Source organism: Sorangium sp. So ce381, from assembly GCF_051473845.1.
GTDB lineage: Bacteria > Myxococcota_A > Polyangia > Polyangiales > Polyangiaceae > Sorangium > Sorangium atrum.
The window spans coordinates 10,756,609-10,778,691 of sequence record NZ_CP150336.1; the positions used below are offsets into that span (position 1 = coordinate 10,756,609).

The 22,083-nt window shown below is 72.2% G+C and carries 18 protein-coding genes; 2 read left to right on the top strand and 16 right to left on the bottom strand.

Translation table 11 applies throughout. From position 1 onward, the window contains the following. Positions 1 to 2: 2 nt before the first annotated feature. From WMF29_RS40325 to WMF29_RS40380, 12 genes are all read right to left on the bottom strand, one after another. Positions 3 to 2,384 (bottom strand): 3-hydroxyacyl-CoA dehydrogenase/enoyl-CoA hydratase family protein, encoded by a 2,382-nt coding sequence (locus WMF29_RS40325; protein ID WP_437325398.1) that lies wholly within the window; start codon positions 2,382 to 2,384, stop codon positions 3 to 5. Between the two features lie 535 nt (positions 2,385 to 2,919). Further along, on the bottom strand, positions 2,920 to 3,195 hold the full coding sequence (locus tag WMF29_RS40330) for a hypothetical protein (RefSeq protein WP_437325399.1): 276 nt from the start codon (positions 3,193 to 3,195) through the stop codon (positions 2,920 to 2,922). Positions 3,196 to 3,614: 419 nt separating this feature from the next. Next, positions 3,615 to 4,088, bottom strand: a complete 474-nt coding sequence (locus WMF29_RS40335; RefSeq protein ID WP_437325400.1) for a hypothetical protein — start codon at positions 4,086 to 4,088, stop codon at positions 3,615 to 3,617. Positions 4,089 to 4,234: 146 nt separating this feature from the next. Then, positions 4,235 to 5,098: a helix-turn-helix transcriptional regulator gene (locus WMF29_RS40340; protein WP_437325401.1), complete on the bottom strand. Its 864-nt coding sequence runs from the start codon at positions 5,096 to 5,098 to the stop codon at positions 4,235 to 4,237. 118 nt (positions 5,099 to 5,216) lie between these two features. Further along, positions 5,217 to 5,900 carry a PP2C family protein-serine/threonine phosphatase gene (locus WMF29_RS40345; RefSeq protein WP_437325402.1) on the bottom strand — a complete coding sequence of 228 codons (684 nt, stop codon included), beginning with the start codon at positions 5,898 to 5,900 and terminating at the stop codon, positions 5,217 to 5,219. A gap of 214 nt (positions 5,901 to 6,114) precedes the next feature. Then, the gene (locus tag WMF29_RS40350; RefSeq protein ID WP_437325403.1) at positions 6,115 to 6,501 is read right to left on the bottom strand and encodes a hypothetical protein; all 387 of its coding nucleotides are present in this window, start codon (positions 6,499 to 6,501) and stop codon (positions 6,115 to 6,117) included. Further along, positions 6,498 to 8,096, bottom strand: coding sequence for a hypothetical protein (locus tag WMF29_RS40355; protein ID WP_437325404.1), 1,599 nt, complete (start codon positions 8,094 to 8,096; stop codon positions 6,498 to 6,500). Before WMF29_RS40355 ends, WMF29_RS40350 begins: the two co-directional genes overlap by 4 nt. 35 nt (positions 8,097 to 8,131) lie before the next feature. Further along, the gene (locus WMF29_RS40360; RefSeq protein WP_437325405.1) at positions 8,132 to 9,073 is read right to left on the bottom strand and encodes a PEGA domain-containing protein; all 942 of its coding nucleotides are present in this window, start codon (positions 9,071 to 9,073) and stop codon (positions 8,132 to 8,134) included. Between the two features lie 113 nt (positions 9,074 to 9,186). Beyond that, positions 9,187 to 10,230, bottom strand: a complete 1,044-nt coding sequence (locus WMF29_RS40365; RefSeq protein ID WP_437325406.1) for a hypothetical protein — start codon at positions 10,228 to 10,230, stop codon at positions 9,187 to 9,189. Between the two features lie 105 nt (positions 10,231 to 10,335). Continuing rightward, positions 10,336 to 11,043 (bottom strand): sigma-70 family RNA polymerase sigma factor, encoded by a 708-nt coding sequence (locus WMF29_RS40370; RefSeq protein ID WP_437325407.1) that lies wholly within the window; start codon positions 11,041 to 11,043, stop codon positions 10,336 to 10,338. Next, positions 11,036 to 11,302, bottom strand: a complete 267-nt coding sequence (locus WMF29_RS40375) for a hypothetical protein (protein ID WP_437325408.1) — start codon at positions 11,300 to 11,302, stop codon at positions 11,036 to 11,038. The genes WMF29_RS40370 and WMF29_RS40375 overlap by 8 nt, the downstream gene beginning before the upstream one ends. Before the next feature lie 35 nt (positions 11,303 to 11,337). Beyond that, a complete protein-coding gene (locus WMF29_RS40380; protein ID WP_437325409.1) occupies positions 11,338 to 13,320 on the bottom strand; it encodes a protein kinase domain-containing protein in 1,983 nt (660 codons plus the stop codon). 952 nt (positions 13,321 to 14,272) lie between these two features. Between WMF29_RS40380 and WMF29_RS40385 the strand changes: the two genes are divergently transcribed. Then, the gene (locus tag WMF29_RS40385; RefSeq protein ID WP_437325410.1) at positions 14,273 to 15,067 is read left to right on the top strand and encodes a hypothetical protein; all 795 of its coding nucleotides are present in this window, start codon (positions 14,273 to 14,275) and stop codon (positions 15,065 to 15,067) included. A 264-nt stretch (positions 15,068 to 15,331) separates the two neighbouring features. On the opposite strand, the gene WMF29_RS40390 is transcribed toward WMF29_RS40385, so the two are convergent. The 4 genes from WMF29_RS40390 to WMF29_RS40405 form a co-directional block, all read right to left on the bottom strand. Beyond that, complete coding sequence (locus tag WMF29_RS40390) at positions 15,332 to 16,501, bottom strand: trypsin-like peptidase domain-containing protein (RefSeq protein ID WP_437325411.1); 1,170 nt, start codon at positions 16,499 to 16,501, stop codon at positions 15,332 to 15,334. Further along, positions 16,498 to 18,300 carry a hypothetical protein gene (locus tag WMF29_RS40395; protein ID WP_437325412.1) on the bottom strand — a complete coding sequence of 601 codons (1,803 nt, stop codon included), beginning with the start codon at positions 18,298 to 18,300 and terminating at the stop codon, positions 16,498 to 16,500. Before WMF29_RS40395 ends, WMF29_RS40390 begins: the two co-directional genes overlap by 4 nt. Positions 18,301 to 18,349: 49 nt before the next feature. After that, entirely contained in the window at positions 18,350 to 20,290 is a 1,941-nt protein-coding gene (gene nuoH, locus WMF29_RS40400; protein WP_437325413.1) for an NADH-quinone oxidoreductase subunit NuoH, read from the bottom strand. Positions 20,291 to 20,411: 121 nt separating this feature from the next. Then, positions 20,412 to 21,227 carry an ABC transporter ATP-binding protein gene (locus WMF29_RS40405; RefSeq protein ID WP_437325414.1) on the bottom strand — a complete coding sequence of 272 codons (816 nt, stop codon included), beginning with the start codon at positions 21,225 to 21,227 and terminating at the stop codon, positions 20,412 to 20,414. A gap of 96 nt (positions 21,228 to 21,323) precedes the next feature. On the opposite strand from WMF29_RS40405, the gene WMF29_RS40410 reads away from it, so the two are divergent. After that, positions 21,324 to 22,076, top strand: coding sequence for a polyhydroxyalkanoate synthesis regulator DNA-binding domain-containing protein (locus WMF29_RS40410; RefSeq protein ID WP_437325415.1), 753 nt, complete (start codon positions 21,324 to 21,326; stop codon positions 22,074 to 22,076). Positions 22,077 to 22,083: the final 7 nt, after the last annotated feature.

Sequence of the window (22,083 nt, forward strand, 5' to 3'; positions counted from 1 at the left end):
ACCTAGTTCCGGAGGGGCTTGTTGTTCATCAGCATGTACTGCATTCGCTCGGCGCTCTTGGGCTCGCCGCACAGGCTGACGAACGCCTCGCGCTCGAGCTCGAGGATCTCGTCCTCGGTCACCTCGCGCGCCCCGCCGCCCGCGCCGCCGCAGAGCACCTCGGCGAGCTTGCGCGCGATCTTCGCGTCGTGCTCGCTGGCGTGGCCGCCGGCGACGAGCGTGTCGATCATCATCTGCAGCGTCGCGATCCCGCTCTCGCCCGGCAGCTTGTAGGCGCGCGGCACGGGCGCGTGGTACCCGGCCTCGGCCAGCCCGATCGCGCGCGCCTTCACCTCGTACAGCTGGCGCGCGCGGTCGAGCGAGACGCCGTCCGTCTTGCGGAAGAAGCCGAGCGCCTTCGCCTCGTCCGCGCTGGTCGCCACCTTGGCGAGGGCGATGTTCTTGAAGACCTGCGTCACGATGTCGTACGTCGGCACCGTCACGCCCTCGGGGATCCCCTCCAGCGCGCGCCAGAGCATGTTGAGCGTCCCCGCGCCGCCCGGGATCAGGCCGACGCCGACCTCGACGAGCCCCGCGTACGTCTCGGCCGCGGCCTGCACCGCGTCGCAGGCGAAGCAGAGCTCGAGGCCGCCGCCGAGGGTCATCCCGTAGGGCGCGGCCACGACCGGCACGCTCGCGTACTTCAGCCGCTGGGTCGCGTCCTGGTACGCCTTCACCATCTTGCGGATCGCGTCCCAGTCCTTGTTGCCCGCGGCCATGGCCACGAGGAACAGGTTGGCGCCCACGCAGAAGTGCTCGCCCTGGTTGAAGACCACGAGCGCGCGGAAGTCCTGCTCGGCCTTCTCGGCGGCGAGCGAGAGCATCCCGATCGAGTCTGGATCGAGGCTGTTCGCCTTGGTCTTGAAGGTGACGCCGAGCACCCCGTCGCCGAGGTCCCAGGCCTCCGCGCCGTCGTTGGCGAGCACGGCCTTCGCGCCCCTCGCGGTCGCCCGCGCGCCGGCCAGCGTCACGTTGCGCGGATCGACCTTCTGGGCGACGTACTCCCCCTTGAGCAGATCGAACACCGCCCCATCGGCGCGGTAGAACGACGTCGCGCCGCTCTGCTTCATGCGGAGGATCGACTCGGGCAGCTTGATGCCGTCCTTCTGCATGCGCTCGACGGTCTCGGCGAAGCCGAGCGCGTCCCAGGTCTGGAACGGCCCGAGCTCCCAGTTGTACCCCCAGCGCATGGCGTCATCGATCGCCACGATGCTGTCGGCGATCTCGCCGACGCGCCGCGCCGTGTACGCGAGCGAGCGGGAGAGCACCTTCCAGGCGAACTGCCCGGCCTTGCCGGTGTCGCTGGCGAGCTTCTTCACGCGCGCGGCGGGGTCCTCGATCTTCTCGCACGACCTCGTGGCCTTCTTGATCGCCTCGTCGCCGCCGTGGGGGCGGTACTCGAGCTTGGCCGGGTCGAGCGTCTCCAGGCCTTCCTTGGCCTTGCGGTAGAAGCCGCCCTTGGTCTTGTCGCCGAGGAGCTTCGCCTCGATCATCTTCCGGATGTAGGCGGGCACCTTGAAGACGTCGCGGTCCTCGTCGCGCTCGAGCGCCGAGTAACAGTTGTCGGCGACGTGGGCGAAGGTGTCGAGCCCGACGATATCGCCTGTCCTGAAGCTCGCGCTCTTCGGGTGGGCCATGGCGATGCCGGTGATGGCGTCCACGTCTTCGGGCGCGAGGCCGTCCTCGATCATGAGGTGGATGGCGGTCAGCATCGCGTGGGTGCCGATGCGATTGCCGACGAAGTTCGGCGTGTCCTTGCCGAAGACGAGGCCCTTTCCGAGCACGTCCTCGCCGAGCTTCCGCACGCGGGCGACGACGGCGGGATCGGTGTCGGGCCCGACCACGAGCTCGAGGAGCTTCATGTACCGGACGGGGTTGAAGAAGTGCATGACGAGGAATCGCTTGCGGAAGTCCGCGGAGCGCCCTTGCATCATCTCCTCGATGCGCAGCCCGGACGTATTCGACGCCACGACCGCGTCAGGCCGCAAGACCTCTTCGAGCCGCGCGAAGAGGGCGCGCTTCGGCTCCATCTTCTCGATGATGGCCTCGATAACGAGGTCGCATTGGGCGAGCTCGGCGAAGTGGTCTTCGGTGTTGCCGGTGCGCACGAGGCGGGCGTTCGACGGGTGGAAGAACGCGGCGGGCTTGGCCTTGAGGGCCTTCTCGAGCCCGCCTGCGGCGAACCTGCTGCGGGCGGCCGGGTCCTTCTTTTCGGCGTCGGTGAGGTTCGGGGGCACGATATCGAGGAGCAGGACCTCGATGCCGGCGTTCGCGAAGTGGGCGGCGATGCCGCTGCCCATGACGCCCGCGCCGATGACGCCTGCGCGGCGGATTGGTTTCGTCATGCAGATCCTCCGGAGAGATGAATGGGGCGCAAACCATTGACGGAAAGGGCCCCGAGCGCAAGCGTATCCGAGGTGGACGGCCGCGCGGGAGAGCGAGCAAGGTCACGCATCGCTGTCGAGGGCGCGCGCTGATCGGCGGGGCGCGGCGGGGCGCCGCGGGACGCCGGGCGGACCAGCGCGGGTGTGCGATACCGAGCGACAGCTGCAATGAGAGGCGGCGTACGTGGGACACCGCACGGGCCAGCGCGGGTTTGTGGTGCGAGCGGAAGCTGCGATGAGGGGCGGCGCACCGGAATGAGGGGTGGCGCATCCAGGGCGGACGGGGGGGAGCGTCCCCTGGACTACCGACGACCCGTGCGTTCCACAGATTGGTTATCTTCGGTGACTTCCGTTTCCGGGCGAGCGGGGGAGATGGGGAGTTGGCTGCTGGGACGACCTGTCCAGGGCGCCCGCCTGCAGCGAGGGCGCGCTCAGGTGAGGCCGCGCGAGCGTGCTCAGGTGAGGCCGCGCGGGCGCGTCGGCTGGTGTCGGCCGCTCAGTGCCATGCTTGAGCGGACTGAACCGGCTGTCCGGTGCGGTCGTGCTCGGCGAGGAGGCGCTTCGAGATCTCGACGCACTCGATGCAGGTGGCGAAGCGCGACTTGTGCAGGCACTGGATCCAGGTCGCCGATCCTTGCGCCAGGAACTCCTCCGGATCGAGGTGCTTGCCGCAGGCGACGCAGTGGATGTGCTTGTGCTCGTGGGGCTGCGCCGGGCGCGCGGGCGCGAGCGCCTTCCGCTCGCGCTTGGTCAGTCGCTTCTCTCGCTTCATGGTCTCCTCGATGACGGGTGGCCGCACGGCCTCGTGCGGGCGCGGGTGAAGCTACCACGCGCCGCTGGGCGAGGGTTCCGGACGGCGGCGCGGAGGGCGGCGGCGCGGCGGTGCTGGACGGACCTGCGCGGCGCCGCCTGCGGACGGCGGCGACGTGCGGGCGTGTGGGTTGACTTCGTCCAGGGGGTGTGCGTACCGGGCGAGGCGGCAGCGCCCCGGAGTTCGCGCTGCGCTCGGACGGCGCTGCGAGTGCGGCGCGGACTGCGGGAGTGGCGTGGGCGCTGGGCCGGCGGATGCGCGGTGCCGCGCGCATCGACGGTGTGAAGGACGGCGGCCAGCGCGGCATCGATCGCGGAGGGGGTTCGACGCGGGGCCGTCAGGCTGAGTGGCAAGAACAAGGGAGGGAGCGATCGCGGCGATCACTTCCAGAACTCCCACCATCGCCTGGCGGCTGCCGCCATACGAGCCGCCTCCGCGAAGATGACGGAGGGGACACGCTCGATATCCGGCCCCTCCTCGAAGACCAGCTGTTCGTCGTCCAGACGGTACAGCTGAAATACGTTGTATGACTCCCCCGACACGAGCTCGACTACGACCTGAATCGCGTCGACGTCCTCGAGTGCGCCACGGGGCCGCACGCGCACGTCCCGGTAGACGGCGGCCGCTCGGAGCTGTTCTGCCACAGCCTTTTGCCTCAACCGGGTGATGAGCAGGTTCGATCCATCGGCGCCGCCCTGCGCCGCGACCCCGATATCGTACATCCCGTTGGGCTGGACAGCGATGAATCCGGGAAGAAACGAGCCCTCTTGAAGAAGCGCACACCTCGCCAAATCGAGCGATCGCTCGACGAGCCGCTGGATCTCGAATCGCTTGGCGTGAGGATCTTTGCTCATAAGACTCGCTTCCCGCTGGGGGCTAGCCTTGGCCGGGGAGGTCCACAGGACCTCCATGGGTTCCATCGCAAGGTCTCAGCTTTCTACATGAGCTTCCTCCTCGCCCAGGCTTTGCCTGGCGCACCAAAGGCGCAAAACAGATGCTCTCACCCATCGCGCCCTACTCCCGGGAGTGTCGTGTTCAGGGTAGAGCGCTCTGCTTCCTCCCAATCGGACGCACTGGCAGCGCTCGTCCCCCCTTCGTCGGGCTGTAGCGGGAAGCTCGTCAGGGGGGCAGCGCGATGGGCGAGCTCTTCCCCCGTGACGGCGCGGACTGGGCGCGGTGGCCGGAGCTGCGGCGCTGGAGGCGGCGGGAGCTTCGCCTGCGGGCTTCTGGCCGCGAGTTCGGGAGACGGCACCACGGGCGGAGGAGTGTCGAGCGCGCGGGGAGGTACCGTCAGCGGAGCCGGCGACGCCGCGCTCTCGCGCCTGGTGACGGGCTCGCCGACCTGGACCACCACGGTATCCTCCGCGTCAGTCCGGCGGTCGTCGTGCAGCCGCCAGAGGCGCTCCCAGTACCGCGCCGGCGTGCCGGTGAAGGTCTCCAGCTGCCGCGCGAGGCCGGGCGTCATGGGCAGGTCGCTCCTCAGCAACCGTTCCACCTCCCTCGGTTCCAACCCCGTGCTCTCGCCCAGCTTTCTCCTCCACGAAGGCGTCGTCGCACAGAACGACTCGAGGACCCTTCCCGGCCAGGGGACGGGGCGCCCTCGGGCATCTCTCAGCTCGGCAAGCGTCGCATCGACGTGACAGTCGAGGAGGCGCCGGTATCGATCTCGCTCGCCCGCTGCCTGCTCCTTCGCATCGGTGAGGGCTGCCTCCTCCTCATCGTGCGCGTGCTCGCGCGCCTCACGAAGCCCGCGCTCTCGTCCCAGCGCTTCGCGCGCGGTGACCGCGAAGCCGATCGCCACGCATGCGATCATCGCGAGGCCGATCGGCGAGACGAGCCACATTGCACCCAGCATGTACTCCATGTTCCCTCCTCGACCGTGAGCTTTCTCGTCCGCTGTACGGCGGAGCCAGGCCTCGTGCTGCCCGACACGAGGCATCCCCTCGAGTCCGCCCTTCGTCGCGCCTGCCACGGCGCGCACGTCACCCGCCTCCCAGCCGCGCCAGCACACACGTCACGTTGTTCGGCCCGCCGTGCTCGTTCGCGAGGTCGATGAGCAGCTCCGCCGCAAAGCCCAGATCGCGGTGCGCCCCGAGGATCCCGGCGATGCGCCGCTCGGGCACCGGGCCCCACAGCCCATCCGAGCAGACGAGGAAGATATCGCCCGGCGCCGTCGCCTCCACGCGCGACTCGATGTCAACGTTCTCGTCGGCCCCCAGCGCGCGGGTGATCGTCCTCGCCCGGTTGCTCAGCGCCTCGACCGCCTCCCGCGCTCCGTCGCCGTCACCGAGCAGCTCTTCCACCAGCGTGTGATCCCGGGTCAGCCGCTCCAGTCGGCCCCCGCGCATCCGGTAGACCCGCGAGTCGCCCACGTGCGCGATGTACGCCATGCCGCGCCCGAGCAGCACGCCCGCGAAGGTCGTCGCCATGCCACGCAGCGCCTCCTGCTGCTGGCTGGCCTCGTAGATCGCGCGGTTGGCCCGCCGCACGCTCAGCACAAGCCGCACCTCGTCGCGGTCCTGCGCGCTGCCCATGCCGTACGGCCATGTCTCCTCGAGCTCTTCGCCCTCCTCGAAGCAGCTCTTGACGAGCTCGATGGCCATGCGCGACGCGACCTCGCCGGCCGCGTTGCCGCCGAGCCCATCGGCCACCATGAACAGCCCCACGCACGGCAGCGTAGCGAAGCTGTCCTCGTTGTGGCTGCGCCGCGGCCCACGTCGGAATGCGCCGCCGCCTCGATGGCGAGCTGTGGATACACCTTCGTCCTCCTCGCGCGCTCGTCGCCAAGACGAGCCGAGCCATGGCGCGCCGCAGACGGCGGCGCGCGTTTCCCTGCATGTCCTCGAGCCGCGCTGCGCGCGGCCTTGCTACGTCGCTACCTCAGCGCAGCCGCAGCGCCGCCAGCATCACGCCGCACAAGACCCCCAGCACGAAGAGCACCGCGCCGAGCAACGCCAGGCGCGAGCCGCGCCGCTCGGTCTCGCCCTTGTCCGGCACCGCGCTCACCCACGCCTCGTCGTCCGCCTCCTGCGTGGTGGCTCGCTCCTCCGCGGCCCACTGCTCCACCTGGCTCGCCAGCCGCACGAGCAGCGCCTCCATGCGGGGGTCATCGACCCCATAGATCTCCATGACCCGTCGGGCACGCTTCTCCGCGAGCCGCTTCTTCTCCGCCTCCGGCGTCGTCGCGCACCACACCGGATCGAGCCACCGGTCGAGAGAGGCATCGGGGGCCTTCAGCGCGGCGCGGATGTGCTCGGACGTAGTCATGGCGTTTCTCCTCCACACGGTGATTGAGCGGCGAAGTTCCAGCAGCTTCCGCCGCTCCCCGGCGCGCCGGCGCTCTCGGGCGGACCGCCCGGCGCGGCGCTGCCGCCGTCGCCGGCCGTGCCGGGGGTGAAAGTGACCGCCGGCGCTTCGAGCGGCGCCGCCGCATACGCGATGCCCACGGCGTGGCCGCCTCGGCCGCCAGCGCCGAAGCCTCCGCGACCGCCGTCGCCGCCAGTTCCTCCCTGACAGCCGCGCCTCGAATCGCCTTGTCCGGAGCTTTCCCCACCGGCCGCGCCGGCACCACCAGCCGCGCCAGCCTTGCCCGCAGATCCATCACCACCCTTGCCGGCTTTTCCGACCGCGACGGTGACATCGGTCAGCACCAGCTTCGTGCCCAGGCTGAGGATCCCGATGCTCGAACCGCCGGCCTTGCCGCCGCCGCCGCCCTTGCCGCCGCACCCACCGGCGCCGCCGCCTCCGCCGCTGGCGCCCACGCCGTCGACGAGGGTCGTATCGCGCGAGCAGAACGTCCCCGATTTCGCGCCGCCGCCGCCACCTCCCCCTTGACCACGACCGCCCGTCATGCCTTGGCCGCCGTCTCCGCCGCTGACCCCGGCGAGCGACAGCGTCGCGCCGCTGCCCACTGCGCCCGGGTCGCCAGGAGCGCCCGGAGCACCGGGCGCACCCTCCCGACAGGTTCCCAGCGGATCGATCTGCCCGCGCCCTCCGAGCCCGTACTCCTCAGGATTCGGCTCCGGCATCGGCTCGCCACCTCGCCCTGCCTGCCCGTTGCCCTCCTCCGTCCCCGTGATCCCTCCGGCCCCGCCGTCTCCGCCGCTCGTCTCGCCGTCCTCGCACGTCGTCGCGCCCGCAGTCCCGCCGATCACCAGGTTCGGCGCCACGCACGCGTTCGACGCTTTCATCGCGGGAGCGCTCGCGCCCGTCACGGGCGCCTCCGTCGGCGTCTCGCCGTTCGCGCCGTCCATCCCGTCGCCCGCGGTCACGTCCACCTGCGCCAGCTCCGCCTCGACGTCCGCGACCGCCACGCCGATCGACGAGCCGCCCGCCTCCGTCGCGCTCGCCGCGCGTACTGCGAAGCTCCTCACCTTCGCACCGTTCGCGCCCTCCGTCAGCGTCAGCGAGATCTCGTTCGCGGGCCCCTCGATCGCGCTCCGCGCCTGCGCGCTCCACGTCCACTCCGCGCCGCAGTCGAAGCCCCCGATCACCTCGACCTCCGCTTCGATCGTTACGCTCTCCGTGAATGCCTCGCCGGCGCACGCGAGCACCCGCTTGCCGTTCGCGTTGGCGATCGCCTCCGCGAGCGACGCGTACGGCTTCGCTTTCGTCCCGTCGCCGCCTGGCCTTGCGCTCGCGCTCGCGAACACCGCGCACGCCTCCGTCACCGTGCTCGCGTCCTCTGTCGGGTCCGCTTCGCACACGGCGTCGCTGCCGCCGCCCCCGTCACCGGGTGGCAGCGCATCCAGGCACATCCCGAGCGTGCAGTCTGGCGCAACGAAGAAGCAACCCGCAGCGTGGGGTCCGAACGTCGCACCCGCCGCAATCAGCACCGCAGAGGTCCACCACTTGCGCCGCATCGTATCTCTCTCCCAGGACGAACAACCCCCGGCCGTTACCACGTACCCACCACCACGATCCCGCCCTCTTGGGCGCCAACCACAGGGCTCACACGAAGCGTTGCTCTCTCCTCGGCGCGTGAATCGACCGCCCACACGATCGCGGTTGTCACCCCCGCCACGCCCGCGCCGATGAAACTCCATGCCGAGACATTTCCGAACGTTGCCGCATTCTTCTCGAGCCTGCGGAGCGAGCTGCACTCAGCGACGCTCCGCCCAGCCGCACACGCGTTCGGTCCACCCATGGCCCCGAGAGAGGCCTCTTTCTCGTCGGCATCCTCTGCGTTCGTCGATGACAACACCGCGAACACGACGCCCGCGATCGCCGCCGCCCCCGCCGTTGCCGCACCACCGATCAGCAGCGCCCTCCTGGGACCGCTCCCGGGCTGCTCCTCATCGCCCCCCGTCGCGGGCGCAGGCGCGGGCGCCAGCACCGGCGATCTCTCCGCAGGCTTTCTCAGCGTCACCTCCCGCGTGATCTCTCCACCCGCGGCCGCCTCGACGGTGAACTCGTCCGTCGCGTACCCCTCGCACTCCACCGTCACGGCGTGCTTTCCCGGCTCCACGAACACCGGATCCGGCAGCGGCGTCCGGCCCACCTGCACCCCATCCACGAGCACCGCGGCCCGCTCCACGTTCGCCTGCACCAGCAGCGCACCGACCTGCGCCCGAGCCTTCGCGTAGCCCGCTTCACCTCGGATGCGCTCCTCCGCGGTGCTCGTCGCGTCTTGCTTCAGCCCGCGCACATACCGCGCCAGGTTCTCTGCAGCATCGCGGTACCGGCCCAGCTGCAGCTGGCAGGCGCCGAGGTTGCCGTCGATCGTGTAGTGCGGGTGCAGCGCGCGCGCCGCCAGGAACATGGCATGCGCGGCTTCCCAGCGCGACTCCGAGGCCGCCTGTACGCCGTTCAGATAGAGCTTCCGCGACTCTTCGGTCATCGCGTCGGTGATGGCAGCTCGCGGCTGCTCGGGCGGCCTCGCAAGGCTCGAGGACGTCCACGCGAGGACAACGAAGAGGCTGGCGACGGTTGCTGAGCGGCGAAGGGGCATGGTCAGTACTTGAGCTCGGGTTGAAAGACATTCGGCTCGGATGTGGCGGGAGGTTCGTTGCCTCCCGCGGCACGAGTCGGGAGCGGCGCTGGCGACGGTATAGCGGTCGCGACCGGCGCTTCCCTCTCTTCCTGGGGTGAAGGCGGCCGCTTCGGCGGCTGCCTTGCGGGCGCTCTCGGCGCCGGTGTGTTCTTCTCGGACGTGGGCCTCCGCGGCGCAGCGGGCGCTGCATCATCTCGATCGGAGATCACCGCAGGCGCCGCGCGTTCGGCGGACGCCTCGGGCGGCGCTCCCTCGGCCGCGCTCTCCGCGACGGCCGCCGGCGCGCTCGTCGCGCGCTCGCCACTCGCTGTCGCGGCTGCGCCGCTCACCGCCACGCCGCTCGCCGCCGCCTCGCGCATCGCGCGCTCGCCGCTCGTCGCGCCCCGCGCGACCGCGCTCCCCGCCGGCGCCCCCTCCTTCGCTCCGCACATCGCCGCGGCCCCGATCCCCGCCGCCAGCGCCAGCATCGCCGCCAGCGTCCCCGCGCGACGCGCCTTCCCCGGCCTGGCGTCGGTCTCGCCGCCGTCCTTCTCCTCCGCCCCCTCGCTCCTCGGCCGGTGCGCCGACGGCAGCGCGCTTTTGTCGATCACCGCCGCCCCGGCCGCCGCGTCCCCCGCCCACGGGCTCCCGCCTGCGCTCTTCTCCGCCCCGCTCTTGCTCTTCCCCCCGCCCCGCTTCGCCCCGCCCTCGCGCTGCGCCATCGTCTCCCGCAGCCGCGCCGCCGTGCTCGGCTTTCCCTCGTGGTCCACCCGCACGTTCACCCGCGGCTCCCGCGGCGGCGGCCCTTCCTTCGTCCTCTCCCACGCCGCGTACGCGCGCCAGTACGCCTCCACCTCGTCCCGCAGATCCGGCTCCACGTACACCACGCCCGTCTGGAACGCGGGGTGCGACACAAGCTGGCTCGGCGCTCGCGCTGGGCTCGCAGGCGCGCTCGCGCTCGGCTCGCTCGCTGCGCCTCCCTCCCCCTCGCGCTCCCCGCGCTCCTTCCGGTCCTCGTCCTTCACCGCCTCGCCTCCTGTCCGTGCCGCCGATCTCTCACCGCGATCCATCGGCCCCGCGCGCGCGAATTCTCATCTTTCTCATCGCCCATCGCCCCGCCCGCCGCCCGCTCACAGCTCGTCCTCGCGCGGCGGCGGCTCGGTCACCCCGGCCGCGCGCAGCAGCTTGCCGAGCCGCACGATCGCCCGGTCGTGGACCCGGTACGCGCCCGGGTGCGGGATCCCGAGCGCGCCGCCGACCTCGCTGAGCGGCCGCCCCTCCACGTAGTGCATCGACAGCACCTCGGCCTCGCGCGGCGTCAGCCTGGCCAGGGTGCGCCGCAGCAGCGCGTGGGCCCGGCCGTGGCGCTCGCGCCGCGACAGCGTCTCCTCCCCGGTCTCCGGCTTCGCCACGCCGGCGGCCGTCGCGAAGACGCTCGCCGCGAGCCCGTCGACATGGTCGAGGAGCCGCTCCTCCGCCTTGCCGTCGGCGTCCGTCATCACGTCGCCGTACCGCCGCTGCCGCGCGATGTAGTCGTACCCGCCCTGCAGGCAGAGCGCGACCACCCGGTCCTGCTCCCGCGCCTCCTGGAGGTACCCGTCGAGCATCGCGCCCCGGACGCGGTGCCGCGCGAAGCGCGGGAAGCTGTCGTCCCGCGCCGGATCGTAGGCGAGCGCCGCCTCGATGAGCCCCGCCCTGCCGAGCGACATCAGCTCATCGAACGAGAGATGCCTGCGCAGCCTCGGCGAAAGCCGGCGCGCCGCGCCGCTCACCTCGTGCAGCGCCGACGCCGCGAGCGCCTGTTGCGCCGGCGTGAGCCTCGCCTCGGGCTCAGCCACCCTCGCCGCCCCCCGCCTTGCGCCGGGGCTCCCCGGCGCCGTCACGGGCCTCGACGCCGCTGCCGAGCGGCGCCGCGCGAGGCCGCGCGCGCTCCAAGAGATCCCGCCCGACCTCGTCCTCGGTGAGCGCCTCCACGAGCAGCTCGCGCATGGTCTCGATCAGCTCGGGCGGCGCGACCCCGCGGTAAGACGCGAGCGCCCGCTCGACGACCTCGTCGAGGAAGCGATCATCGGTCGCGCTGGGTTCGTCGTTCGACATGTCCTCGCTCCTTGCTCGCTGCTCCGCGCGCACCCTCAAAACTCGGGCTTGTCGCCGAACGGAAGCTGCTCGTGTCGTTTCTCCCGGGGCGCAGCCGGCCTGGCGGGCGCGGGGGCACGCCCGCGCGAGGGCATCGGGTAGATGTCCTCCTCCTCGCTCGGGTCGGTGTTCTTCTTCTCGTCGCGCCCCCTCGACGTCTTCAGCCAGTCCCACGGGCGCCGCGCGGGCGCTCGTGCCGCCCCCGCGGCCGGACGCGCCCGTGTCGCCGGCGCGCTCGCCTGCGCCGGCGTGTTCGCCTGCGCCGGCGTGTTCGCCTGCGCCGGCGTGCTGGCCTTCACGGGCGCGCTCGGTCTGGCCGCCATCCCCCTGGATTCGGCGGGCGGTGACGGCGCGGCCTCGGTCACCTCGACCCCGAGGGGTTCGGCAGCGCTCTCCGGCGCGCGCGCGTCCGGCGGTGCCCCGATCTCGCGCGCGCCGGAGAGCGCGGCGTGCGGGAGGTCAGGACGCGACAGCGCCGCCTGCGCGCTCGGGACGGCCCCGCCGGTAGGCGCGGCCAGCACGGCTCCGCTCTCGGAGGCGGACATCGCGGGGCGCTCGCGGCGCACATGGATGTACAGCGCGGTCGCGGCGCCCGAGATCGGGATCGCCAGCACCGCCGCGACGGCGCACCGGCGCAGGAGCTGCGCTCGCCAGCGCCGGTCGGCGACGCGGTCCGTCGCCGGCAGGTCGGGTCCCACGAGGCTTGCTCCCTGGCCTCCCGGTGACGATCGCACCGTGACCGGCCCGGGGGTCACGAGCAGCGGCCAGCCCGGGTCGGCCGCCGGCGGCGCGCTCGACGGCGGGTGCCACGGAGGAGCCAAAGACTGCACCGCCCACGCCTCCGGCCCAGCGTCCTCCTCGCGCGCCGCCGGCCCAGCGTCCTCCTCGTGCGCCTCGCTCTCGCCGGGCTCGGCCGAGGCTGCCGGCCCAGGGACGATCACCCGGCTCTCATCGGACCGCGGCGCCGCGATCAGCCGCACGGGCGATCCCGGACCGTGGTGCTCCCGCCGGGCCCCCGGCGTTCCTGGGTCCGGCACCGCGGCGAGCCGGCCGGCGCGCACGTCCGAAAGGTAGCGCTCCCGGAGCTCGCGCAGCGCGCTCGCCGCCGCGCCGGCGTGCCTGAAGCGCTCGGCCGGCCGCTTCGACAGGCCGGTCTGGAGCACCGGCCAGACGTACTCCGGGATCGACGGCACGAGCTCGTGCACCGGCACCGGCATCCGCAGCATGTGCGCCGCGACGAGCTGGCCCTCGCTCGGCATCCCCGAGAGCCCCCGGCCCGTGGCAAACACGTAACGACCGGCCAGGAGCTCGTAGATCACCAGCGACAGCGCATAGACGTCGCTCGCCGGTGAGCACGGCTCTCCCCAGCATTCCTCCGGCGCCATGTACGCGGTCGTGCCGAACCGCTGGCCCGGGCGGGTGCTCGGCAGACCGTCGACCCGGATCTTCGCGATGTTCAGGTCGAGCAGCTTCACCTCGCCGTGCCGATCGACGAACACGTTCTCCGGCTTCACGTCCCGGTGCACGATCCCGAGGTCGTGCGCCGCCGCGAGGCCGTCGGCGATCTCGATCCCGACGTGGAGCGCCCGCGCGATCGGCAGCGGCGACTCCACCTGGCAGATCCGGCGGAGCGGCTGGCCCTCCAGGAGCTCCATGGCGATCCAGACCGTGCCGTCGGACAGCATATCGGCGCTGTGCACGGCGACGATGTTCTTGTGCCGCAGCCGGCAGAGCGCGATGGCCTCCTTGCGGGCGCGCTCGCGCACCTCTTCGGTGCTCGCGTAACACGGGAGCAGCAGCTTGAGCGCGACCCGCCGCTGCGTGAACTCGTGGACCGCCTCGTAGACGACGCCGACGCCGCCCGCGCCGATCATCCGCACGAGCCTGTGGCCCGCGACGACGCTCCCCGGAACGTAGGTCGCGGGGGGCGAAGGCGTCCCGGCCTCGTCGTCTCGTGCGCTGTGCTCACCCTGACTCATCCCACCCACCACCTCATCAGGAGCGCGCCGACCATACCAAAGAACGCCGCGGTCGCGGCGACGGCGAGCCAGCTCGCCACCCGCGCGGGCGGACGCGCAGCGAGCCCCTGCGCGGAGGGCGCGCGCCCCTCCGTCGGACCGGAGCGCGGCGCCCGGCGGACCGGAGGACAGGGCACCTCGATCACGAGAGGTCGCGTTGTGACAGGTCGCGTGACGACCGCCGGTGCGGCCGGCACGAACGGCGCGAATGGCAACGGCACCGTAGCCATGGAAGCGGGCGGCGCCTGGGACGGCTGCCAGGGAAGAGGCGAATCCGGGCGAAACGACACAGGAAGCGGCGCGGTCATCAGCGGGGCCGGAGGGGGCTCGACGCGACCCGGCGACCCGGCGGCGCCCTCGCCGGCGCGAAGGGCCTGGTCCAGGGGCACGGTCGCGAGCAGGCATTCGATCGAGCTGCGGGCGGTCACGGCCATGTTCCTCTCCGGCGAGTGCGGGCATGAGAGCGTGGGGTCGAGACGGCGGCGACGGACCCCCCGGCGCGAACTCCGAAGGGGTCTTCGCTCCTGCCTTCGACGGGTACTATCGACGCTGCGCGGCGGATTTCTCAGAAAAGTGATCGGTCCCGGGAAAACCATGGGCGCCTCCGGGTGCGGCTGCGCTCCCCGAGGGCATGGCTGCGCAGGCGGGAGCCGTGGCTGCGCGCTCGGGGGCCATGGCTGCATGGGTGGCTTTTTCCGGCTTGGTCCGACGCGTGTTATCGCGTGTTATCGCGTGTTATCACGTGTCGTGTTATCGAGACCATGCCGAGCCGGTAGAGCAAAAAAAAAAAAAAACTGACGGTCGCTCAGCTGCGAGCGCTCAACAATGCTCTTGCGATCACCGAAACTACCACCGTAACTTCCCTTCTCATTGCCGCCGTCCGGATCCCCCGGTCGGCAGGGAGGAACTCAGCATGGATTATTCGGACGAAGTCCTCGAGACCACGCCGGAGCGCGTCACCAAGTTCTTGACGGGGCTCGGCGCTGTCGCCGCGATTCGCACGTCGATGGCCGCGGCGGGGATGACCGATGACGATATCGTGGAGGGCCGCACGCTGCTCCTCGATGTCCTCGCCGCTCCCCGCAAGATCGGCGCGCCGCCCGATACCGACGATGCCAGGGCGCAGCGCGCCGCCACAGGGGAGCTCGATCAGTGGGACGAGCCCAACTTCACCCGTCATGGCGCCGCGCTCCGCCGGCGTTTCCCCGATGTGAACGCCTATGTCTTCAAGGACCTCGCGCCCTCCACCGGCACCGCCGCCGTCCAGGGAGTGGCCACCTTCCTCGCGCGGCTCGATGCCCTCGAGAATGGCACCGACCCGGGCCGCGCCGGAACGAAGCAGAGCGACAAGAAGGCAGTCGCTTTCCTCGCGACTCGCAGCCTCGACAAGGCCGAGCGCAAGCGCCTCCAGGGGCTAGTCGACGTCGCGCTCGGCCCGACATCCCCGCTGCCCGAGCAGGCCGAGCTCCCGGAGACCGCGCGCCGGCGCGATGCGCTCGCGAAGCTGCGCTCCTGGTTCGACGAGTGGTCGACGACGGCCCGCGCCGTCATCAAGAAGCGCGGCTACCTCATCCGCCTCGGCCTCGCGAGCCGCAAGGTGCGCCAGCGCAAGCCCACCGCCGCGCCGCCCAAGCCGGGCAAGCCCACGGCCACGCCATCCCAGCCGACATCGCCGGGGGAAGAGACCCACGAGACCGACGTCGAGTAGCTCGACTCACAAACCAACGCCTCCGGCGCGCCCATGAGACCTTCCGATGCGCTCCGGAAGCTTCCGACGCATTCTGAAAGCTTCCGACGCGCTCCGGAGCACGAAATTTCGCCTACTTGGCAGCGTCCGCTGCGCCCCAGGCGCCGTTCGACACGCGCCAGGGCACGAGTTTCCCGGCAAATTCCGCGTCGCGCCTCCGCGCCGGAAGCCTCCGGAGCGCGTCGGAGACCTGTGGAGCGCGTCGGAAGCTTTCGACCCGCGTCCTCAGCGCCCCGCCGCCGACTCGAACCTCGGCGCCGCGTCGAACGTCTCCGCCAGCGTCCTCCGGTACTCGTCGGCCATCTGCACGAGCCCATCGATGAGCAGCGCCACGTCGTGGTCCGCGCAGCCCTCCAGCGACGCCACGCACGACGCCGACACCTCGTCGCCCGTGAGCGACACGCGGAACTCCCCCGTCGTCTGGTCGTTCATCGTGAGCAGGAACCGGTAGAACGGCTCGTGGTTCGCCGCTGGCAGCCCCACGACCGGCGCGCGCAGCGTGAGCAGGCGCCCCGCCTCGTCGATCTCGATGTCCACCTGCGTCGCCGTCTCCGCCGTGGGGTACGGCCGCTGCGCGATGCGCCACGCCCTCGGACCGACGCGCACCCGGTTGGCGATGAGCCCGAGCGCCGTCAGCCCCTGCCGGATCACCCGCTCGACGCCCGCGCGCGCCGGGCACGGCGGGTACGCGTGCGGCAGCAGGCGGCCGCAGCCCAGGCACCGGTCGCACTCGACGTCGAACGGCTCCTCGCACGCCGGGCATCGATACACAGGCGCCCGGTCCCTGAGCTCCGCGAGCGGCCGGTCCCCCAGGGCGAGCAGCGGCTGGAACGCGCCCGCCGGGACCACCACGCAGTGACCCGCGAGCTCCCCGGCCGCGCCGGACGGCGCCGCGACCACGCCGATGACCCGCCCCTCCGGATCGAGCACCGGCGCGCCGAGGGGCGCAGCCACGTCGAGCTCGAACGCCGGGAGCTGCCCGTCGACCTTGCGCGCCACGTGGCAGACCCGCGCGACCGCGAGGCGCAGGCTCTGCCCCGGGAGGCAGCTCAGCACCGCGGCGCGCTCGCCGAGCCGCGGCTCGGCCGCCGCGCGGGCGGCGAGCGCCGCGACGCCGGGCGGCTCGGCCGGCGCGACGAGCGCCACGTCGCGGCCCACGTCCGCGGCGATCACCCGCCCCGCCATGCCCCGCCCGTCCTCGAACGTCAGCGCGACCTCCGTCGGGTAGCCGAGCCCGCGCCGGCTCGCCACCACGACGCCGTTGCCGAGCGCCACCCAGCCGGTCGTCACGAGCGCGCCGGCGCGGATCGCCACCACCGAGCGGCGGGCGCGGGCGACGCGCTCGTGGAGCAGCGCGAGATCGCCGTCGCCGTGCGCCGCCAGCTGCGACGTCATTGCGCGACGATCCTCGAGAGCGCCGTCATCAGGAGCTCGATCGTGCCGGGCTTGGCGCCGTCCCGCTGCGCGTAGGCGACGATGTCGCGCAGCCGCTGCTCGGTCTTGGCGGGCAGCTTCGTGCGCACCAGGAGCTCGGACAGGGCCCCGATCGCGAGGAAGTGGCGGAGCATCGGGTCGGCCGGCGCGCGCTCGATCTCGCGCAGGTAGCGGCCGAGGTGCTCGCGCGCGAGCGCCGCCGTGGTGAGCGGATCGATGTGCAGCGGCTTCTCCTCGGGCACCTGGCCGCGCATCGCCACGAGCCGCTCCATCGCGAGGAGCGCCGGCTCCGCGACGCCGGCGGTGTTCCCGCGGCGCGACCCGCCCTCGGCCTGGATGAGCTCGCGGGTCGCGGCCGCCGTGCAGCGGTAGAGGTGCGCGACCGCGTCGGGCATCGCCTCGCCGTGCTCGTAGATCGCCCGGAAGACAGTGCACCGGATGAGGAGCACCATGACGCCCGGCCGCTCCTGGAAGCTGAGCGCCGCGCCGAGCACCTGCGCGTCCCGGAGCAGCTGGCAGAACCGATCGGCCGCCGCGTTCGCCGACTCCGGGCGGGACGGGATGCTCCGGCGCGACGGAGGCTCGATCTCGACCTCCGGCAGCGCGGGCGGGCGCACCGACAGCGGCGTCGCCGCCATGGAGGGCGAGCGACGAAAGGGCACGGTGCGCGCGCTGCGGCGATCGCCGACCTGCGCCGGCGTGTCCCCGGACGGCGCCGGCTCGCCCGACAGCGGCGCCGCCGCGCTCGCCGAGACCGGCTTCGCAGCGCCGCCCTCCGACCCCGGCGTCGCGGCGCCGCCGCTCGCCTTCGACGCCGCGCCGGCGTCGTGCGCCGGCGGGAGGATGCCGGCCTTGGGCGCGGGCGCGCCGCCGTTCTTCGACGACGCGACGCTCGCCGCCGGCACCGGCGCCGACGCCAGCGACGGGGACAGGATGTCGGGGATCGCGTCCGCGTCGCGGATGGGGCGCGCGACCGACTCGGGCAGGCGCGGCAAGGGGGGCGCCGCCCACGCCGCCAGCTCCTCGAGCGGCGTCCGCGCCCCCGAGACCGGCGCCGCCAGCGCACCGGCCCGCACCGAGGGAGCGCTCTGCGGGCGGGCAGGCGCGGGCGGGACGGTGAGGTTCTTGAGCGGCCGGGCGCGGCCGGCGGAGGCCCACGTGAGGCTCGCCCGCTGCTCCTCGGAGAACGGCGGCCGCGCGTCGAACCACGCGCCCAGCGTCTCGCCGAGCCGTTGCGCCGCCTCGCCGCTCTCGCGCAGCGCCTGGCGCAGCGCCTCCGGCGTGAAGGCAGCGACGCGGCCGACGCGGCGGAGCAGCAGCAGATCCTCCCGCATGCAGAGCCGGAACGGCTCGGGGCCGCCCGACAGCTCCAGCGCCGTCCTGAGCAGCGGCACCCTGTGCCGCTCCGCGACGCGCACGACCGGGACGTCGATCGACACCCGCTCGTTCGCCGCGTCGAGCGAGACGAAGAGCGTCATCGTCCCGAGCGGAACGATCCACCCCACGCCCTCCTGCAGCGTCGTCGCCTGGAGGCTCGCCCCCGCCTCCGCGGAGGCGCAGTGCGCGACGAAGCGCACCGGGTCGCGCGTGCGCCAGGCGTCGATCGAGCTCCCGTCCCAGTCGGCGTCCGCGGGCGGCGGCTTGCGCGAGACGGAGAGCGCCGGCGACCGGTCCACCCCGCACGCCTCGCACCGCGGCCCACGCAGCGGGAACCCGCACGCGGAGCAGAAGTCGGAGGCCGGGCTCGAGGGGACCGCCACGCCGACAGCATACCTCAGCGCAAGGCCGAGGTGGCACCGCGGTTTGCGCTCAGAGGAACGGATTCAGGTGGAGCGCGACCTTGGCCTCCCGCAGGTTGTGCTGGACCCTGCGGATGAAGTGGATGAACAGGTACGCCCAGGCGGCGAAGGTGACGACGCTGATGACGAGCTGGACCGTCTTGCTGACGCCGATCACCATCCAGAGCGCCGTCAGGAGGAAGGCAACGAACGACAGCGGGACGAACCACTTCCAGCAGAGGTTCATCATCTGGTCGATGCGGACGCGCGGCAGCGTCCAGCGGATCCAGATGACCACGAAGACGAGCGCCCAGCTCTTCAGCAGGAAGAGGAAGACGCCGACGAGCTGGAGCCCGAAGCTCGCCTCCTGCTGGGCCGGCGAGACGCCGGGGATCTGCCAGCCCCCTAGGAAGAGCGCGCTCGCGATGCCGCACATCACGAAGACGTTCGCCCACTCGGCGAAGAAGAAGAAGAGGTACCGCATGCCGGAGTACTCGGTCGAGTAGCCGGCCACGAGCTCGCTCTCCGCCTCGGGCAGGTCGAACGGCGCGCGGTTGCCCTCCGCGAGCGCCGTCGTGAAATAGAGGAAGAACAGCGCGAACGTGATCGGGTTGCGGAAGACGAACCAGTGCCAGGGCCAGCCGCCCACGTCGAGGAGCGAGGGCCCGACGCCGCCCTGCGCGCCGATGATGTCCTGGAGCCGCAGCGAGCCCGTCATCATCACGATGCACACGATCGCGACCGCGCCGGGGATCTCGTAGCTGATGATCTGGGCCGCCGAGCGGATGCCGCCGAGGAGCGACCACTTGTTGTTCGACGCCCAGCCGCCGGTCATGAGGCCGATGGTGACCAGCGACGTCACGGCGATGACGAAGAGGATCCCGATGTCGAGGTCGGCCGCGATGAGGTACTGGCCGAACGGCATGACGACGAACGTGGCCGACACGCCGACGAACACGAGGTAGGGCGCGAGCCGGAACAGCGCCTTGTCGCTCTCGGCCGGGATGACGTCCTCCTTCATGATCGACTTGATCCCGTCGGCGACCCACACGAGGAAGCCCTGCGGCCCGGCGCGGTTCGGCCCGATGCGGGACTGCATGCGCGCAGAGACGCGGCGCTCGACCCAGGTGATGATCCCCGCGGTCGGCGCCATGAAGAGCAGGATGATCGCGGCGGCCACGCCGAGGATGATCCCGGCGCCGAGCAGATCGGTCGGGGCGCTCGCCTGGAACCCCTCGGTCGAGAGCTCGATCTCGGACAGGGTCGCTCCGCCGCCCCGCCGGATCCCGACCGCGGACCGCCGCTCGTGGCCGCTCGGGATCACGTCGGCCTTCGAGAGGACCTTCACGCCCTCGAAGCGCGTGATCACGTCGCCGGGCTGGAGCCCTGCCTGGCCCGCCGGGCTTCCGTCGCGCACGCCCGTCACGACGAGCCCGCCGGCGGGCGGCGCCTCGGCCGCGACCTCGACGCCGAAGAACGCGAGCGCGCGCGCCCCCTCCTTCACGCGCGCCTCGATGACGGCGCGGCGCGGGGTCGGCGGGAGGAAGTCCATGGTGACGCCCCTCACCGTGCCGTTCACGGGGAGCGCGCCCTGCGCGGTCGCGGGGATCTCGACGACGACGTCGCCGTGGAAGGTCGTGTGCACCGCGTCGTCGCCGCGGCCGGCGAAGCGGGATTGCAGGCCCTCGGAGAAGACCAGCGAGATCTTCGTGCTGCTGACCTGCGCGCCCTCGATCTCGATGCTCTGGCCGGTGAGCGGCGCCTGGCCGGGGCGGCGGAGGGTGCCGCGGAACGTGACGACCGCCTCCTTCGCCTCGGCGGTGGGCAGGTTGGTCCCGAGGATCTCGATGCGGTCGCCGAGGTCAACCTCGCGCGGCACGACGTCGACGACGCTCAGGAGCTCGGGCGCCGTCCTGCTCTCGGCGCAGCCGGCCGCGCCGAGCAGCGCGAGGAGGGCCAGGAGGCACGGCAAGAAGCCTCGAGAGAGAGCTCTCCAGGGTGGAGATCCGCGCATGGCGCCGCTTATAAACCGCGCCGCTCGCGTGGTCGAGAATGCGGAGAAAAGCGCTCGCGCCGTCTACCCACCGGCTGACCTACCCGCCTTCGTGCCGGCCCTCGTGCGCGCCCCGGACGGGGAGGAAGTAACGGCTGCCGTCGAGCTCGTTCACGCCCACGTAGAGCTCTGCCTCGAACACGTCCTTGAGCCGGCGGTAGGTCATCACCTCCTCGACGGTGCCGTGGGCGACCAGCCGCCCGGCCTTGAGGAGCGCCACGCGGTCGGCGTACTGGGCGGCCGCGTTGAGGTCGTGCAGCACCGCGACGCAGGCGAGGCGCCGCTCGGCCACCTCCCTGCGCACGACCTCGTGGACCTCGATCGAGTGGCGGATGTCGAGGTGCGCCCCGGGCTCGTCGAGGATCAGCACCTGCGCCTCCTGCGCGAGCGCGCGGGCGATGGCCACCCGCTTCTGCTCGCCGCCGGAGAGCTCGGCCACCGACCTCCCCGCGAGCCCCACGAGATCGCAGGCGTCGAGGGCGCGGGCGACCGCCTCCTCGTCCCGGCCGGCGGCGAGCATCCACGCGCCCTGGTGGGGCGCGCGGCCCATCATGACGACCTCGCGCACCGTGAAGCCGGGCGCCGAGGCGATCCCCTGCGGCACGACCGCCACGCGCCGCGCGATCGCCCGCCGGTCCATGCCGGCGAGCGGCCTCCCCAGCAGGGTCGCCTCGCCCCGCGCCGGCCGCAGGGCCCCCGAGAGGACCCGGACCAGCGTCGATTTTCCCGCGCCGTTCGGCCCCAGGACGGCGCAGAGCTCGCCCGCGCGCACCTCCAGGCTGATCCCCTCCAGCGCCAGCCTCCCGGTGGGATAGCTCGCGGCCACGTCACGCAGATCGATCGCCGGCCCCTGCACGCGGTCTCTTTTGTCGAATGATTCGAGTGATATCGAGTGATCTTCCCTTGCGCGAGGTTTCTCGCGGTGGTCCAATCGACTCGAGGCGTAGAGGAGATGGAAACGGCGAAGGAGACTCTGGGAGGCGGCGAGGTACCGCGTCGCGTTATTAAGCGCTACTCCAATCGGAAGCTCTACGACACGAAGGACAGTCGTTACGTCACCCTGCAGCAGATAGGGGAGATGGTCCGGGCTGGCGAAGAGGTCCAGATCATCGACAACGCGACCAAGGAGGACAAGACCGAGGTCACGCTGGCGCTGATCATCTCGGAGGATCTCAAATCGCAGCCGCGCTCGGTACCGCTCGGCACGCTGCGAGATCTGATCCAGGAGCGCGGCGAGCGGCTGCTCTCGCAGCTGCGCGAGGGCCCGATCGGCCGGCTCATCCCCGGCGCGGTCCCCGGCGAGGGCGGCGTGGCGGCGCCTGGAACGGCGCCCGCCCCGGGGACGGAGCAGGCGACGCCCGTGTCGCCATCGTCCCATCCGCCCCCGCCGCTCGACACGGACAGGTCGAGCCACGCGAAGGGGCGCCTGAGCGGGATCGTCGAGAGCTCGAAGCAGACGCTCGATCAGTGGCAGCAGGCCGTCGACGAGCGCATCCGCGCCATCCTCCCGGGCCTCGGGCTGGTCCGCGATCTCCAGGCCGATGTCAAGCGCCTGTCGCAGCGCATTGACGAGCTGGAGGCGAAGCTCCAGGGACGCGCGGGTGAACCCATCGAGGACGCGGCTCCGCTCCAGGCGGGCTCCGGCGCGGACGAACCCGCGGGCGAGGGTCGCGAGGGTCAAGGGAGCGAGAGCAGGCTGGAATAGCCCTGGG